Raw genomic sequence first — 12,528 nt, forward strand, 5'->3', positions numbered from 1 at the left:
GGTTCACCCCTTGACGCGGATGGCCTTCATGACCAGGTGCCCGAGCCCGCCGATCGGGTCCGGCATCGCCAGCGCCTCCCCGTTGAGGGCGTACACGCGGCCGTCGACCTCGACGCCGTCGGTCTCCTTGATCCACGGGTCGGTGTCGGCTCCGGCTGGCGGGTCGATCCATTCGAGGACGATGGTGTCGTCGACCCACACCCGCTGCGTGGTCTCGATCTGTTCCCGGCCGCCGGAGTGGTCCTCCTTGGTGGCCAGGGACGCGCCGAGGGTGGCGGCGTCGGGCTGGGCGACCCCGCGCACCGGGGTCGCCCGCATGGCGTTGGCCCAGTCCTTCGTCTTGCGGCTGGTGGACCCGTAGGCGTCCTTGACCTTGGGTGCGCGCAGGAACACCAGGTCGTCGGTGGCGAACGGGAGCGCCATCAGCACCACCCCGCGGTCCACACCTGCGGTGTGAGTCCTTGCAGGCGGAGGATGTCGGCGGCCGCGGACGACAACTTGACGTCGTCGCCCGCCGACCCGCCGCGCCGCTTGTAGGTGACCTGACCCACCGACACGCTGTCCCACCTGGACTTGGCCCCGGTGGGGTCGTTCACGGCGACCAGCATGTCGGCCTGCTCGATGGTGGCCTGCTGTAGAGCCTCCGCCACGTCCGCGTCGGCGGGCTGCTGCGTGACGCTGTCGACCTCGTACACGACGCCGATCAGCGCCACATCCACATCACGGGAGGCCCGGCGCAGCCAGAAGGAGGCGCGGGCGGGCTCGGCCGACAGCTCCGAGTAGTCCACCCACTCCTGCGCGGTCGCATACACCGGCTGCACCACCACGGCCCCCCGCTACTGCTCGCTGTCGGCGAGTTCGATGAGTTCGGACTTGGTCATGTCGTTGGCCTCAGCCTCCGACAGGTCCGACGTCGCGGCGACGTAGGCCACCCAGGCAGCCTTGCGATCCGCATCCGCCGGCCGCACAGGCGCGGACGAGGCGGACGCCTGCCCGCCGGCAGGCTCAACGGTGTAGCCGCGCCGCTGGCAGTACCCCAGCGCCGGGTGACCCTCGGGCACGGTGGTGGCGCCCTCGATAAAGCGGGCGCCACCCACGATCCCCTCGAACCGCCCGTCCGGCGCGGTGATCTTGAACCGCGCCATGATCAGGCCCCGGAGACCTTGATGTTGCGCAGCACCCCACACGACTTGACGTTGCGGAGCACCGCGGCGACCGGGCCCATCTCGATCTCGCCCTTCTTCACGACACCGGGCAGGTCGAACGGCGGCATGTAGGTGTTGACCAGGCTGCGACCCGCCACGCTCGCGCCGTGGAACGAGTCCAGGCCGAAGGACACCGCGTACAGGTCAGTCAGGCCACCCACCGCCGGGGTGGTCCCGCCGTCCTCGTCAGCGTCACGCGACTCGATCGGGATGATCGGCGCCGCACCGGTCATGTTGTCGCCGATGTTCACCAGCGTCCACGGCCCGTACATCTCCACCTGCCGGCCCAGCTCGTCCTTCGCGGCGGTGTACATGCCCGCCCACCGGGCCAGCGCCCGAACCCGGGTGATGGACGTGGTGTTACCGAGGATCGCCTTCTGGCCCGGAGGCAGCGCACCAGGGGCGCCCAGGTCGCCACCACCGGTGGTCGACGGGACGATCCGCGACAGGAAGTCGTCGAGCACGTCCAGCGCTGCCATCGCCAGCGCCTGCGAGTTGATCGTTCCGGCCGTCCAATCGAGGAAACCCTCACCGTCGGGATCCTCGGTGATCGGCTTGTACTCGGTGGCCTGACCGGTCAGCAGCTTGTCGAGGCCGTCGAACCCGTTGGCGTCCACCGCGGTGTCGCCCAGCACCAGCTCCTGCTGGAACTTCGCGCGCACCGAGGTGAGCAGCTGCTGCATCTGGAACGTGACCTCGTTGGTGGAAGCCTGCCCCAGCTCCGCGAGGACACGGTCCACCTCGAAGGATCCGCCGAGGGGGTGGAGCTCCACCGAGCCGCGCTCACGGGTCGCCTCGTCGGCGGTGTAGTCGCTGTTCCATGCGCGGAACGCGGCACCGCGGGGCGCCAGCAGCCGGGTGTAGGCGTAAACCAGGGAGCCGCCGCCGGTGCCGGGGGTGACGGTGTCGTCGAACACGACCTGGTCCAGCAGCCAGCTGTAGCGGCGGAGGTTGTCGATGACGGCGTAGTTCACGTCATCCTGGGTGTTGAGCTGGGCCTGAGCCAGCGTCTGCGGCATGGGAGTCTCCTAGCGGTGGTGCCGCTCAGCCGTAGGTTCGGCTGACGGCGTCGAACAGTCCTGATGGGCGTTTGCGCTTCTCACCAGTCCCGCTGGAGAAGTCCGCGCTGGAAGCGGCCGGCGCCTGGCTGGCCTTGTACTTGGGGTTGGATTCGACGGTGGTCTTCACGAGGTCGTCCAGCGAGGCCGCGAAGTCGTCCGCCGAGGGGTCGAGGCCAGCGAGCTTCTGAGCGAAGCTGCGGGAGTCGAGGAGCGCGTCGACATCGGCGCTGTGGGTGCGGGCGGCCTTCTCGGCGGCCCGCTCAATGCGCAGGGTCCGCAGTTCCGCGTCGCGCTCTTGAGCTGTCTGCTGCGCCTCGGTGAGCTGCTTCGTGAGCTGCTCCGGATCGGGAGGGCCGTCGTCTTCCTTCAGGCCAGCGGCCTTAGCGAAGGCGTCGATGAGTTCCTGCTTCTCCCGCCTGGCCTGCTCGGCTGCGGTTTCCTGCTCCTTCTCCCGCACCCGACGGGAGGCGGCTTCGTTGCGGAGCTTCTGGACGTAGGCCTCGTCGTAGGTCTTGGGCGCCTGACCCTCACCGTCGTTGGAGCCGTCGTCTGGGCTGTTGACCGCGTCGGCGAGCAGGCTTTCGGCCTGCGCGTCTTCGTTTCCCGTGTCGGCCTGGCCCACGTCCTGCTGGCCCTGGCCGGCGGCGTCTTCGGAGCCGCCCGCGATCAGGTAGATGGGGCGGCCGTTGCTGCGGTGTCCGATGAGCGCGCCCGGCGCCGTCGGGTCCTGCATGATGTGTCTCCCTGGGCATGCGAAAGGGCCGCCACCCGGACGGCCCTGCTGCTGGTGGATGAGCTACTCGCTCGCGGACCCGTCTGAGCTCCACGAGTCTGGGATCATGTTCGAGAGGCCCAGCTCGCGGGCCCGCTTGATGATGAACCGGCGCACCTTGCGGCGGCCCTCTTCGCCGCCCTTAGCGCGGCCGACCGCCTTGATGGCCTTCTGGAGGTCACCGCGGTTTCGCACTGGGAACCGGCCGCCGCTGCCCTCCTTGTCGGGCATCGCCTTGCCCTTGCTGGCCGCCTTCTCCCGCTCGTCCTTGCTCGGACCCGCCATCGGTCTCCTCCTCGTTGCCCTGGCCGCTCACGAGCGCCGACGATGCGCGCGACAGCGCCTCCTGTTCAGCGGACTCGATCCGCTTGACCTCGGCCTGCACCTCGGTGTCGTCCCAGTCGGGGTTGACCATCTGCACCAGCGTCTGCGTGGACGCCGCACGGGCCCGCTGCAGCAACTCCGCGGTGGTCGCGATCCGCTCCGGCGACTCCTGCACACCGTCCGGCCAATCCAGCGTCGGCCGCTGCGGCGCCACCCTCGACGCGAACTGTGCCTTGTCGATCTCCAGCACCGTCTGAGCGAGCGAGGACACCCGCGGATCCTGGTACTGAATCTTCCGGCCCCGCGTGGAGTAGGTGCGGCGTTCCCGGTGCTGCACCTCCGTCGCGGTCACCGCCAGATCCTTCGACTCACCGAAGGTCTGCGCCGAGAACCCCGACCCGCGCACGATCTGCTCGGTCAGCTCCGCGCACGTGCGGGAGTGCTCATCCACCCGGATCTCGAACTGGACCGGCTGCATCATGTTCGCCAGCGAGTCCTTGGCGCCCTGCAACTCGTTGACGGGGGCGTACAGCTCCTGCTCGACGTCGAATCCGGCGGCCTGTCCGCGCCCGCGGTTCTGCAGGAAGCTGTCGGGCACCACCAGCCGGCCCTTGCCGAGCCGGATGTCGCGCATCCATGACGACCACGCCTCATCGAGCGCGTCCATCAGGTGCTCCACACCCGAGTAATCCGACCGGCCCAGCGGTGTCCCGCGGATCACCCGGTTGGGGCGCATGTTCGGCAGGTACTCCACCGCGAGCCGCTTCGCGCCGGTGGTGATCCTCTCGGCGAGGTGCTCGGTCTCGGGGTTGCTTTTCAGTGGCTGCTTGGTGCCGAGGTTGTCCCGCGACCCGTGGTACAGCCCGTGGTACACCACCTCGGGTTCGTGGCGCTCCAGATGGCGCACCACCATCGTCTCGTCGGGCTCGCTGAGGATCCGCCAGAACGTGACCGCGCGCAGGTGCTGGCCCGTCCACTCCGGGGCGGCGCAGTCCGGCGCGATCGCATCCACCAGCGGATGGTCGGCAACCTGCCTGTTCCACCCCACCCGCAGGAACACCCCGCCGTAGGCTGAGGCGATCTCCGCGCCCTCCAGCAGCGCGGCGTGCAGCCCGCCGGCGGTCATCAGCTCGTCGAGCCGGTCCTGGGTGGCCTTGTCCTCCACTGCCAGGGTGGGGGGTTCGCCGTAGAGGAGGTCGGCGTTGACGGCGGCGATGTCGCCGGCGATGGGCACGTGCAGCCGTGTTGGTTGCTGGGCCGCGTTGGGCGGGGCACCCCAGAACCATTTCGCGATGGTTCCGACGACGCCGCCGCGGTAGGTGGAGGGGCGGGGTCGGGGCTGTTGCCCGTAGGGCCCGTGGTTGTGGCCGCCGTAGACGCTGGCGAGTTGGTCGGGGTCGCCGGAGTACCAGGCGGCCCACGCGTCGTAGTGCGCCATGGGGCGCTCGGTGTCTTTGGGCGGCCAGGGCACGTCACCGTCGGGGAGCGGCATTCACGCCCCCTGTTCGTCGTCGAGGCTCGCGAGGTTGATCCAGCACTGCGCGAGGTCGGTGAAACGCTCCATGCGGGCCAGGTCCGTTTCCCCTTCGGCCCACCGCAGCAACCGGGCGGCGCTGGCCATCGACTCGCCCTTGGTCGGCGGTGCGCCCTGCTCCAGCTCAGCCACATCCGCCTCCTCAGGCTGCGAGATCCATGGGGTCTACGAGGTGCGGCCGCCACAGCGGTTCGCCGGTCGTCACGATGTAGCGGGTGCCGTCAATCGAGTGGTCGGCCACCTTCAGCGGCTTGTCTTCGCCCTTCTCGGTGGCCTTGTCGTCCCAGGAGTAGCCGGGGATCTCCGAGATCAGGCCCGTGCACCGGTCCGACACCAGCAGCCGACGCTCGGCCAGCAGCGTGGCGACCAGGCCGAGGCCGCGGTTCACGTCGTTGTCCGCGGGGGTGGTTGTCCACCCGTCCCGGAACATCTGCACCCGCAGGCTCGCCGCGGACGGGTCGACGACGGTGTATTCCGGCCGCAACTCCGGCTGCGCAGCCACATGGGGCTCCGACAGCCACGTGCGCAGGTGTTCCGACAGCTGCCCGTCGGTCATCGACATCGCCCCGGCCCGCGGGTCGTGCCGCCACTCATCGACCACGTACAGCCGAGACGCGTCCCGACCGCGCGCGTCTCGCTCATCGGAAAGCCCCAGCAGCAGGCACGCGGTGGCGTTCGTGGTGCCGTAGTCGATACCGGCGCCGAGCAGGCGACGCATCCGCGGCAGCTCCGACACCACGTGCAGGTCGGGGTCCCACATCGGGAACACCGCACCCTCAGCCGCCACCCACGCCCCGAGGATGAACCGGCGGAACCACAGCCCGGTGAACTCCACGCGCTTGCGCGCCTTGTAGTCCTCCGTCAGGGCCGGGTTGTCGTCCATCGTGAAGTGCCAGTACCGCCAGTGCGGCAACTGCCCCAGCTTGTCGAGGAACTTCACCTTCAACCAGTGCGCCGGCGAGTCCGGGTTCGTCGTCGCGAACAGCTTCGCCCCGGGCACGCTCATACGCCCGAGCAGTTGCACGAAGAAGTCCTCCGGCACCACGGTCAGCTCATCGACGTAGGCGCCGGCCACGGTCATACCGCGGATGACCTTTTCCGCCTTCGCGTCCGAGGCGCCGATCACGTGGACTTTCCGCCCGAGGATCGTCGCCGTCGGCGCGCCCGTGGTGTAGGACACCTGTTTCGCGATCGGCCCGAAAATCGCGGGGTCCTGCAAAGGCCCCATGATGTTGCGGCCAATGGCCTCCCGGGTGCGCCCGATGATCACGAGTTCACCGCCGCGGGGAGCGTCCGCGCAGTAGATCAACCACCGCAACAGCGACGCGATGGTCTTGCCGGAGCGGATCGCCCCGTCCCAGATGTTGACGGAGGCGTCACTCGTCGCGATGCTCCGGACCTGCTTGCGGCTCATCGGCAGCGAGTCCAGCATCGCCGTCCTCCCACGCCTGCTTCAGGCCGACGGCGAGCTTGCTGAGCATCGACGCCGCAGCTTCGGCGCCGGACCCGGTGTCGACCTTCTCCAGCTCCACGTGGGAACGCACCGCGGTCTGCACCCCGGCGAGGATCGCCCGCTTGTCGGTGAAGGGCGGCTCGGGCACTTGGGCTTCGTGCCAGTCGCCTTCGCGGCCGCCGAACGCCCCGATGGTGGTGGCTTCCCAGAGTTGTTCGCGCAGCCGTGCCGCGTCGTTGAGGAGGTCGGAGGCGAGTTGCGCGCGGCGGGCGCGGTTGTCGGCCTGCTTCGCGCGCGTGGCGCGTTCGGTGGCTGTACGTTCAAATGCGTCGGTCAGGTCGGCTTCTTTGGCGATGTTGGCGACTGACGCGGGGCTGACGCCGTGGTCGCGTGCGATTCCGCGGCAGGTGCCGCCGTTGCGGATGTCGTTGATGATGGCAGTGCGGGTGTCGTCGGTGATGCGCTGGCCGCGTGCCACAACCGGCTCACCCCCGCCCGTCTGCTGTCAGAATGCTGGTGTTGTCGCGCCTCCCGCTCGGGCGCATCCCCCGTTGCGAGGAGATCCCATGCGTCATCTGCGGGCCGCGTGCGTCGGAGTCATGCTGCTGCTGCCATTGGCCGCGTGCGGCGGCGCTGAGGCCGAGCCCGAAGCGGCCAAGTCCCCGAAGGACGTCACCATCCGGGTAGTGCTGTCCACCGGCTCTCACACGATCGGCAACCGCGGCGAGGGGGACGGCGACTACTGCGCCTGGCTCACACCGTCCTACGTGCTGCGCGACGGCGGCGGCGACATCGTCGCGGAAGGCGAGGGGAAGTCGACGCTGTCGGGCACGGCGGAGGTCGGCGGCGAGCAGGCGGAGCTGGGGTCGGTGGTGTCGCAGGACCCGTATGAGTGCACGCTGATGTTCGTGGTGGACGCGCCTCTGGTCGACTTCTACGAGATCACGGTGACGGCGTTGGAGCACCGGATCCTGGAGGATGCCCGCGAGGTCGAGGTCGAGGAGACGTTCTCGCGTGAGGACGCGGTGGATCGTGTGGAGGTCGAGGTGCCGGCGTAGGCGCCCGGCAGGGTGGGGCGTCCCTCGACGTGAGGTCGGGCCTGCCGGGCACGGACATGCGAAAGGCCCGACACATCGGCCGGGCCCCGCGAAGCCTTGTAGACAGCTGCGCTGACTATGACGCCAAGTTAGCGCGGTTTGTCAAGTGGCGCAACACGCGGCGCCCCTGCTTCCTCCGCCACTCCCATTGCTCGACGGTGGTGTCGTGGCCGCGGTCGTTCTCGCACCGGATCTGCCCGTCGATGGGCAGGCCGGGGGCGATCAGGGCGTACAGGGCGCCGCCGCACGGGTATGGCGTGTCGCCGTCGAGCTCCACTGTGGGGCAGGGGGTGGGGATGGGGATGCGGCGGACGCGCAGGTCAACAGCGCGGCGGGCCTGGGTGACGGCGGCGGTGATCTCGTCGATGCACTCGGGCCCGTAGTCGCGGCCGCGCAGCCACCCGCACAGGGGCAGGAGCCAGCTGGCCATGGCCGGGAGCGTGTCGGCGGGCAGCGGCTTCGGCTGGTCTTCGTGGACGACGCGGACCCACGTCGCCAGGGTGTTCCGCAGCACGCCGGCGGCTTCGGATGCGCGGACGTCGATGGGCAGCGGCGCCTCGGACGCTTTGGTGCGGGCGCCGTCGCGTTCCGGCTTGGTGCCCTGCTTGGCGAGCGCGATGTCGAGGTCTTCGGCAAGCCCGTGGGTTCGGCCGTCTCCGGTGATCTCGTGGAGTGCTGCGGAGAGGGTTTCGGCGCATCGGGTGCAGGTGTAGGCGTTGTCTCCTGATGGCCGTGCGCAGAGCTGGCAGTTCGCCCCGTTTGCAGTGGTCAAAGCGCCCCCAAAATCCGGTTATCCCGTTTATACTGGTGAGCGCCTACTGCTTCCGCCTTTCGGCTGGTCGCAGGGGGGTTATTCGGGCGGGGCCTGTGCTGAGGGGCGCGGGCCCCACTTTCATGTGCGGGCAGGGACCGGACGGCAGCGGCAGTTCGGGTGGATGGGTGGGAGCCCGTGGAATCCGGGCCAGATCCGCCTGGGGATTCCGGGGCCGTGGGGGTTGGCGAAGCGTTCGCCGGGCGGGACGCGGCGGCCGTGCATGGCGCGGCAGGTGGGGCACGCGCGGCCGTCCATGCGGGTGACCCAGCGGAGCCCGAGCCCGAGGAAGCGGGCGTACATGAGCGTCCCCGCGGATGCGGCTTGGTGGATCTTGGTGACGGCGAGCCGATGCAGCCTGCGCTTGATCCGCTCCAGCTCTTTCTGCTTGGCGTCGGCGGCGTCGAGCCTGGCGGCAGCGTCGAGGAGCAACTGCTCCACGTCGGTGTCGATCGGGGTGGGCAGCGGCACCTCTTCGAGCCGTCCGCTCCCCCGCCGCGTGCCGCCGGACAGGGCGATCGCCGCACCCACACCGAGCGCGGCCTGGGCAGGGTTGAGGATGGCGGCGGTGAGCGCGGGCAGCGCGGCCAGCAGGGCGGCGCCGGTGATGCCGGCCGCCATTGCGGCGGCGAGGATCGTGTCGATCTGCTGTTGGGCCTGCTGCTCGGCGGTGTCGAGGCGCTGCGCGGGTGTGGTCTGCCCCGTGGGTTCGGGTGCGGTGACGCTCATGTGGTCCCCCGGTGTTGTCGGTGCCGCGGTTTACGCTGACGGTGCCCCCGCTCGGGGGCCAGTTGTGCGAGCGTGGGCCAGACATGGGGGCCGTCCGGGGTGGAAGCCGGGCGGCCCCTGCTCATGCGGTCGCCGCCTTGTCGAGCTGGTCTTGCAGGCTCTGGGCGACCTTGCACCAGTGCGGCTTGTGGGGGTCTCCGGCGGTTCCCCACGGCAGCATCAGCCAGTCGCCTGCACGCCGCGGGACGACGTGGATGTGCAGGTGGAAGATGCTCTGCGTCGCGGGCCGCCCGATGGACGTGAGGATGTTGGAGTGCTCGGACTCCTTCGCGAGCTGGGCGGCGCGGCGCATGGTGGCCGCGGTGACGTCGGGGTCGGTGACGGCCGAGTCCACGTGGACGCGGGGGATCACGAGCGTGTGGCCCGGGTTGACGGGGTTGAGCGGGGTGAACGCGATGGCGTCGCCCCATTCGCGGGTGATGGTTGCCGGGGCGTTGCCGGTGACGATGTCGCAGAACACGCAGGTGGTCACGTCGTCTCCTTGGTGAGGGCGTCGGTGCGGCGCCCGGTGATGGGGTCGGTCTGGTAGGTGCGCCGCCACCCGAGCGGGAGGGTGCGGGGCAGGGTGTGGCGCTCGTGGGCGTGCCACCTGGCGTGCTCAATGGGGCTCGGCGTGGTGGCGCGGCAGGTCCAGCACTCCCACAGGCCGGCGGGTAGCCGCCGGTCGAGGTGGCCGCTGATGGGTGCGGCGGAGGCCCACGGCGAGGCGGGTGTGGCCGGTTCGGGCATGTTCCCCTCCTGAGGTTCTGGTTTGGATTCTGCGGGCTTTTCTGGTGCGGGGGTTACCCGTGTGCCGCCTGGCGCCTGTTGTGGCTCCTGTGGCCGTTGTGGCGCCGTCCAGGGGCCGCCCTGGGTCATGGGGCGGCCCGCGGTTCAGCGGGGGTCGGGTGTGCCCGCGCCCGAGCGGATCCGTCCGGGCCAGAAGCTGGGGGTCACGTCACCTCCCCCGCAACGCGGCGCACGGGGGTCCCGGCGGCCTCAGCACGCGCCACCATGTCCGCGGTCCCGCGCCCGCCCGGGAACGCGATACACAGGTCCGCGCCGGCGCGCGCCATCTCCACGTTGCGGATGGGGCCGGCCGCGCGGCCGTGACGCTCCCAGTCCGCAGGGTGGGGCTCGAGCTCCCAGTCGAGGCCGCGGGCGACGGAGTGCGCGAGCCGGTCTGCCCCTGGCGCGCCGCCGTGCACGATGGTGTGCGGCCCGGGGAGGTGCCCGCGGAGGGCGCGCTCGACGGTGTCGGCGTCGCCGTAGTCGCGCCCGCCGGTGACGATGATCCTCACTGGCCCTCCTCCCGCGCGGCCCGGCGGACGGCCAGCACCCCGTCGGCGAGGTCGTCGGCCGACATCCCGAGCATCTGCGGGTCGGTCTCGCCGCGGGCCGCGTCGAGCACGAGGTTGAGCGGGTGCGCCGCCGTGTTCATGGGTTCGGGCCAGGTGACGGCGGCCGCCCGCCAGTGCTCGGCGACCGCCTGGGTCCGCTGCAGGCTGTCGAGGGCGTCTCGGTGCTCGGTTCGGGCTTCGGCGAGAGCGGTGTCGAGCCGATCCAGTTCCGCCTTGAGCTCCGCCCGATCCTGCTCCCACGCGGACACGATCTGCTCGGGGTCGCCGCCCCAGTGCGCCTCAACCTCGGTGCGGGGGTCGACCTCGCCGCGCTCGCGGTCGTACCGGTCGACGTAGCGGTCACAGAAGTAGACCGCTGCCGCCGCCCCGTAGGGCGTCACCCCGGGGTAGTAGTGGGCGACCCCTTCTTCGCCGACGTCGGGCACCAGCCCGGCGACCTGTCGGGCGGTGACCCGGTGCCCGCCGACGCATGCCTGTCCGCTCATGCGGCCCGGGGCGACCCACACGGCGCCCTGTATCGACCGTTCGAGTCTGCGGAGCCGCTCCAGCTCGGCGTCGGGGCGACCATCGGCAGCGTCGCGGGCGGCGTTGACCGCGGCCACGATCTCCGCGGCCAACTCGGGGGTGTCGACCATGCCGACGAACGCGTCGCTGTCGGATGGGGCTTCGCCGGTCAGGTACAGGGTTCGCCCGACCTTGCGGCCCTGGCGCATGCGGTCACTCATTGGTGCCCCTTGCTTCGTCGATGCAGGCGAGCGCGCGCAGCATCCCGCCGACCTCGCAGTACGCCCGCCACCACGCGTTGCCGGGGTGGCCTTGGTCTCCGGTGTGTTCGGTGAGCCCGGTGCGCATGGTGTGGTCGGGGTCCATGTCGTCGATCTCGGCGGCCAGGGCGGAGCGGGCGCGGGCGAGCGCGGCTTCGGCGGCGTCGGCGCGCTGCCGCTGCTTCTCCAGTGCTCCGCATGCGCGGTCGTAGGCCCACTGGGTGGGCGGCTGCTCCCCGGCGATCTCCAGCGCGAGTGCGGCGATCCGCTCGGCGTCGCCCTGGCATAGCGCACAGGACCCCTCGAAGTCGTGGTTGCGGTGCGCGGTGTAGGGCGAGAAGTTGAAGCCGGGCGTCCACTCGTGGTCGAGGAGGCCGTCGCGGACGGCTTCGGTCAGGGTGGGGGTGTCACTCACTGGGTGCTCCCGTCGATCGTGCGGATGGTCGGGCAGGGGTGCGGCACGCAGCAGCGCGCGCACGTCACGCCGGGAGGGGACCCCTCAGCGAGCACTTCCCCGACGGTGGTTGTCAGGGCAGGGCGGGCCTGCGCTTCCCGAGGCCAGTGCAGCTCGCGGACCCGGTCGAGGGCGGCGTGTGCGTCCATGGCGGTGTGTTGGTCGCGGTCGATCTGGTCCCACAGGGAGGCGATCTCGGGGCCGACGACGCCCATCACCGCGTCGGTCCAGTCCGCGTTGGGGTCCGGGTGCATGGCGGCGGAAGCGAGCGCTTCGGCGATGCGGTCGCGCAGGTCACTCATCGATCGGTCCTTCCTCGCCCACCAGCAAGCGGGCCACGGCGAGCGCCTGCGGGAGCGTGCTGCCGGGGAACGTCTCGTCGTCGCGGACGACAAGGCGCACCCGGCCCTGCGAGGCGACATCGATCCGCTCGGCGGCGACGGCGACGCCGATGTGCATGGCAGCTTCCTTGTCCAGCCAGTCCGCGACCGCGTGCCACCTGGGGTCGGAGTCGCCGCGTGCCTGCTGGGCGGCGCGGCGTAGGAGGTCGGTGGTCACCGGACACCCCCGGCGTTCATCCGGGCCTTGAGGGCGTCCTGCATGGTGGTGCCGTACTCGCGCACCGTGAGCCGCGCGGGCTGCTCGTCGGTAGCCTCATCGACGGCGATCACGCGCACGGTCCGGTGTGCGGCGTTGTCGGCGATCTGGAGGGTGTCGCCCGCCTCCACGAACAGCGACCGGTCGGTGTCGTCGGTGGCGGGCTTGTCGCGGTTGACGTGGACGCCCTCGATCGCGGTCCCGTAGGGCAGGGCGGGCCGTAGTGCGGCGGCGAGCCGTTCGACGACTTCGAGGAGGGCGTCGGGGTCGTGGTCGTCGACCGTCTGGGCGGTGACGTGGATGCTGTAGCTGGGCATCAGGTTGCCT

At 70.7% G+C, this 12,528-nt stretch carries 20 protein-coding genes; 1 reads left to right on the forward strand and 19 read right to left on the reverse strand.

Features of this window, described 5'->3' with window-relative positions:
- Positions 1 to 3: 3 nt before the first annotated feature.
- The 9 genes from ABEA15_RS02490 to ABEA15_RS02530 all read right to left on the reverse strand — a co-directional run bounded on the left by ABEA15_RS02490 (position 4) and on the right by ABEA15_RS02530 (position 6,827).
- Entirely contained in the window at positions 4 to 444 is a 441-nt protein-coding gene (locus ABEA15_RS02490) for a hypothetical protein (RefSeq protein WP_345555288.1), read from the reverse strand.
- A complete protein-coding gene (locus ABEA15_RS02495) occupies positions 423 to 827 on the reverse strand; it encodes a hypothetical protein (RefSeq protein WP_345555289.1) in 405 nt (134 codons plus the stop codon). Before ABEA15_RS02495 ends, ABEA15_RS02490 begins: the two co-directional genes overlap by 22 nt.
- Before the next feature lie 9 nt (positions 828 to 836).
- The gene (locus ABEA15_RS02500) at positions 837 to 1,145 is read right to left on the reverse strand and encodes a hypothetical protein (protein ID WP_345555290.1); all 309 of its coding nucleotides are present in this window, start codon (positions 1,143 to 1,145) and stop codon (positions 837 to 839) included.
- A gap of 2 nt (positions 1,146 to 1,147) precedes the next feature.
- Positions 1,148 to 2,224 carry a major capsid protein gene (locus ABEA15_RS02505; protein WP_345555291.1) on the reverse strand — a complete coding sequence of 359 codons (1,077 nt, stop codon included), beginning with the start codon at positions 2,222 to 2,224 and terminating at the stop codon, positions 1,148 to 1,150.
- Between the two features lie 25 nt (positions 2,225 to 2,249).
- Positions 2,250 to 2,999, reverse strand: a complete 750-nt coding sequence (locus ABEA15_RS02510) for a hypothetical protein (RefSeq protein ID WP_345555292.1) — start codon at positions 2,997 to 2,999, stop codon at positions 2,250 to 2,252.
- A 217-nt stretch (positions 3,000 to 3,216) separates the two neighbouring features.
- On the reverse strand, positions 3,217 to 4,854 hold the full coding sequence (locus ABEA15_RS02515) for a phage portal protein (RefSeq protein WP_345555294.1): 1,638 nt from the start codon (positions 4,852 to 4,854) through the stop codon (positions 3,217 to 3,219).
- Positions 4,855 to 5,028 carry a hypothetical protein gene (locus ABEA15_RS02520; protein ID WP_345555295.1) on the reverse strand — a complete coding sequence of 58 codons (174 nt, stop codon included), beginning with the start codon at positions 5,026 to 5,028 and terminating at the stop codon, positions 4,855 to 4,857. It lies immediately after the preceding gene.
- Positions 5,029 to 5,038: 10 nt separating this feature from the next.
- Positions 5,039 to 6,328: a PBSX family phage terminase large subunit gene (locus ABEA15_RS02525; RefSeq protein WP_345555296.1), complete on the reverse strand. Its 1,290-nt coding sequence runs from the start codon at positions 6,326 to 6,328 to the stop codon at positions 5,039 to 5,041.
- Positions 6,273 to 6,827 carry a hypothetical protein gene (locus ABEA15_RS02530; RefSeq protein ID WP_345555297.1) on the reverse strand — a complete coding sequence of 185 codons (555 nt, stop codon included), beginning with the start codon at positions 6,825 to 6,827 and terminating at the stop codon, positions 6,273 to 6,275. Before ABEA15_RS02530 ends, ABEA15_RS02525 begins: the two co-directional genes overlap by 56 nt.
- 88 nt (positions 6,828 to 6,915) lie before the next feature.
- Between ABEA15_RS02530 and ABEA15_RS02535 the strand changes: the two genes are divergently transcribed.
- Positions 6,916 to 7,407, forward strand: coding sequence for a hypothetical protein (locus tag ABEA15_RS02535; protein WP_345555298.1), 492 nt, complete (start codon positions 6,916 to 6,918; stop codon positions 7,405 to 7,407).
- A gap of 115 nt (positions 7,408 to 7,522) precedes the next feature.
- On the opposite strand, the gene ABEA15_RS02540 is transcribed toward ABEA15_RS02535, so the two are convergent.
- The 10 genes from ABEA15_RS02540 to ABEA15_RS02585 all read right to left on the reverse strand — a co-directional run bounded on the left by ABEA15_RS02540 (position 7,523) and on the right by ABEA15_RS02585 (position 12,518).
- The gene (locus ABEA15_RS02540) at positions 7,523 to 8,218 is read right to left on the reverse strand and encodes a hypothetical protein (RefSeq protein WP_345555299.1); all 696 of its coding nucleotides are present in this window, start codon (positions 8,216 to 8,218) and stop codon (positions 7,523 to 7,525) included.
- Between the two features lie 120 nt (positions 8,219 to 8,338).
- Entirely contained in the window at positions 8,339 to 8,986 is a 648-nt protein-coding gene (locus ABEA15_RS02545) for a phage minor head protein (protein WP_345555300.1), read from the reverse strand.
- Positions 8,987 to 9,107: 121 nt separating this feature from the next.
- Positions 9,108 to 9,518, reverse strand: coding sequence for an HIT family protein (locus ABEA15_RS02550; protein WP_345555301.1), 411 nt, complete (start codon positions 9,516 to 9,518; stop codon positions 9,108 to 9,110).
- On the reverse strand, positions 9,515 to 9,775 hold the full coding sequence (locus ABEA15_RS02555) for a hypothetical protein (protein ID WP_345555302.1): 261 nt from the start codon (positions 9,773 to 9,775) through the stop codon (positions 9,515 to 9,517). The genes ABEA15_RS02550 and ABEA15_RS02555 overlap by 4 nt, the downstream gene beginning before the upstream one ends.
- Positions 9,776 to 9,978: 203 nt before the next feature.
- Positions 9,979 to 10,326, reverse strand: a complete 348-nt coding sequence (locus ABEA15_RS02560; RefSeq protein ID WP_345555303.1) for a DUF2493 domain-containing protein — start codon at positions 10,324 to 10,326, stop codon at positions 9,979 to 9,981.
- A complete protein-coding gene (locus tag ABEA15_RS02565; protein WP_345555304.1) occupies positions 10,323 to 11,111 on the reverse strand; it encodes a DUF433 domain-containing protein in 789 nt (262 codons plus the stop codon). The genes ABEA15_RS02560 and ABEA15_RS02565 overlap by 4 nt, the downstream gene beginning before the upstream one ends.
- On the reverse strand, positions 11,104 to 11,565 hold the full coding sequence (locus tag ABEA15_RS02570) for a hypothetical protein (protein ID WP_345555305.1): 462 nt from the start codon (positions 11,563 to 11,565) through the stop codon (positions 11,104 to 11,106). The genes ABEA15_RS02565 and ABEA15_RS02570 overlap by 8 nt, the downstream gene beginning before the upstream one ends.
- The gene (locus tag ABEA15_RS02575) at positions 11,562 to 11,906 is read right to left on the reverse strand and encodes a hypothetical protein (protein WP_345555306.1); all 345 of its coding nucleotides are present in this window, start codon (positions 11,904 to 11,906) and stop codon (positions 11,562 to 11,564) included. The genes ABEA15_RS02570 and ABEA15_RS02575 overlap by 4 nt, the downstream gene beginning before the upstream one ends.
- Positions 11,899 to 12,162 (reverse strand): hypothetical protein, encoded by a 264-nt coding sequence (locus tag ABEA15_RS02580; RefSeq protein ID WP_345555307.1) that lies wholly within the window; start codon positions 12,160 to 12,162, stop codon positions 11,899 to 11,901. The genes ABEA15_RS02575 and ABEA15_RS02580 overlap by 8 nt, the downstream gene beginning before the upstream one ends.
- A complete protein-coding gene (locus ABEA15_RS02585) occupies positions 12,159 to 12,518 on the reverse strand; it encodes a hypothetical protein (RefSeq protein ID WP_345555308.1) in 360 nt (119 codons plus the stop codon). The genes ABEA15_RS02580 and ABEA15_RS02585 overlap by 4 nt, the downstream gene beginning before the upstream one ends.
- Between the last annotated feature and the right edge of the window lie 10 nt (positions 12,519 to 12,528).

It is taken from the genome of Streptomonospora halophila (genome assembly GCF_039542725.1).
Taxonomy (GTDB): Bacteria; Actinomycetota; Actinomycetes; order Streptosporangiales; family Streptosporangiaceae; genus Streptomonospora; species Streptomonospora halophila.

What these genes read in the sequence shown, in the direction of transcription:
- ABEA15_RS02575 (WP_345555306.1), bottom strand. Translation starts at nt 11,906, where the DNA reads ATGAGTGACCTGCGCGACCGCATCGCCGAAGCGCTCGCTTCCGCCGCC.
- ABEA15_RS02535 (WP_345555298.1), top strand. Translation starts at nt 6,916, where the DNA reads ATGCGTCATCTGCGGGCCGCGTGCGTCGGAGTCATGCTGCTGCTGCCA.
- ABEA15_RS02545 (WP_345555300.1), bottom strand. Translation starts at nt 8,986, where the DNA reads ATGAGCGTCACCGCACCCGAACCCACGGGGCAGACCACACCCGCGCAG.
- ABEA15_RS02510 (WP_345555292.1), bottom strand. Translation starts at nt 2,999, where the DNA reads ATGCAGGACCCGACGGCGCCGGGCGCGCTCATCGGACACCGCAGCAAC.
- ABEA15_RS02555 (WP_345555302.1), bottom strand. Translation starts at nt 9,775, where the DNA reads ATGCCCGAACCGGCCACACCCGCCTCGCCGTGGGCCTCCGCCGCACCC.
- ABEA15_RS02565 (WP_345555304.1), bottom strand. Translation starts at nt 11,111, where the DNA reads ATGAGTGACCGCATGCGCCAGGGCCGCAAGGTCGGGCGAACCCTGTAC.
- ABEA15_RS02585 (WP_345555308.1), bottom strand. Translation starts at nt 12,518, where the DNA reads ATGCCCAGCTACAGCATCCACGTCACCGCCCAGACGGTCGACGACCAC.
- ABEA15_RS02500 (WP_345555290.1), bottom strand. Translation starts at nt 1,145, where the DNA reads ATGGCGCGGTTCAAGATCACCGCGCCGGACGGGCGGTTCGAGGGGATC.
- ABEA15_RS02525 (WP_345555296.1), bottom strand. Translation starts at nt 6,328, where the DNA reads ATGCTGGACTCGCTGCCGATGAGCCGCAAGCAGGTCCGGAGCATCGCG.
- ABEA15_RS02515 (WP_345555294.1), bottom strand. Translation starts at nt 4,854, where the DNA reads ATGCCGCTCCCCGACGGTGACGTGCCCTGGCCGCCCAAAGACACCGAG.
- ABEA15_RS02505 (WP_345555291.1), bottom strand. Translation starts at nt 2,224, where the DNA reads ATGCCGCAGACGCTGGCTCAGGCCCAGCTCAACACCCAGGATGACGTG.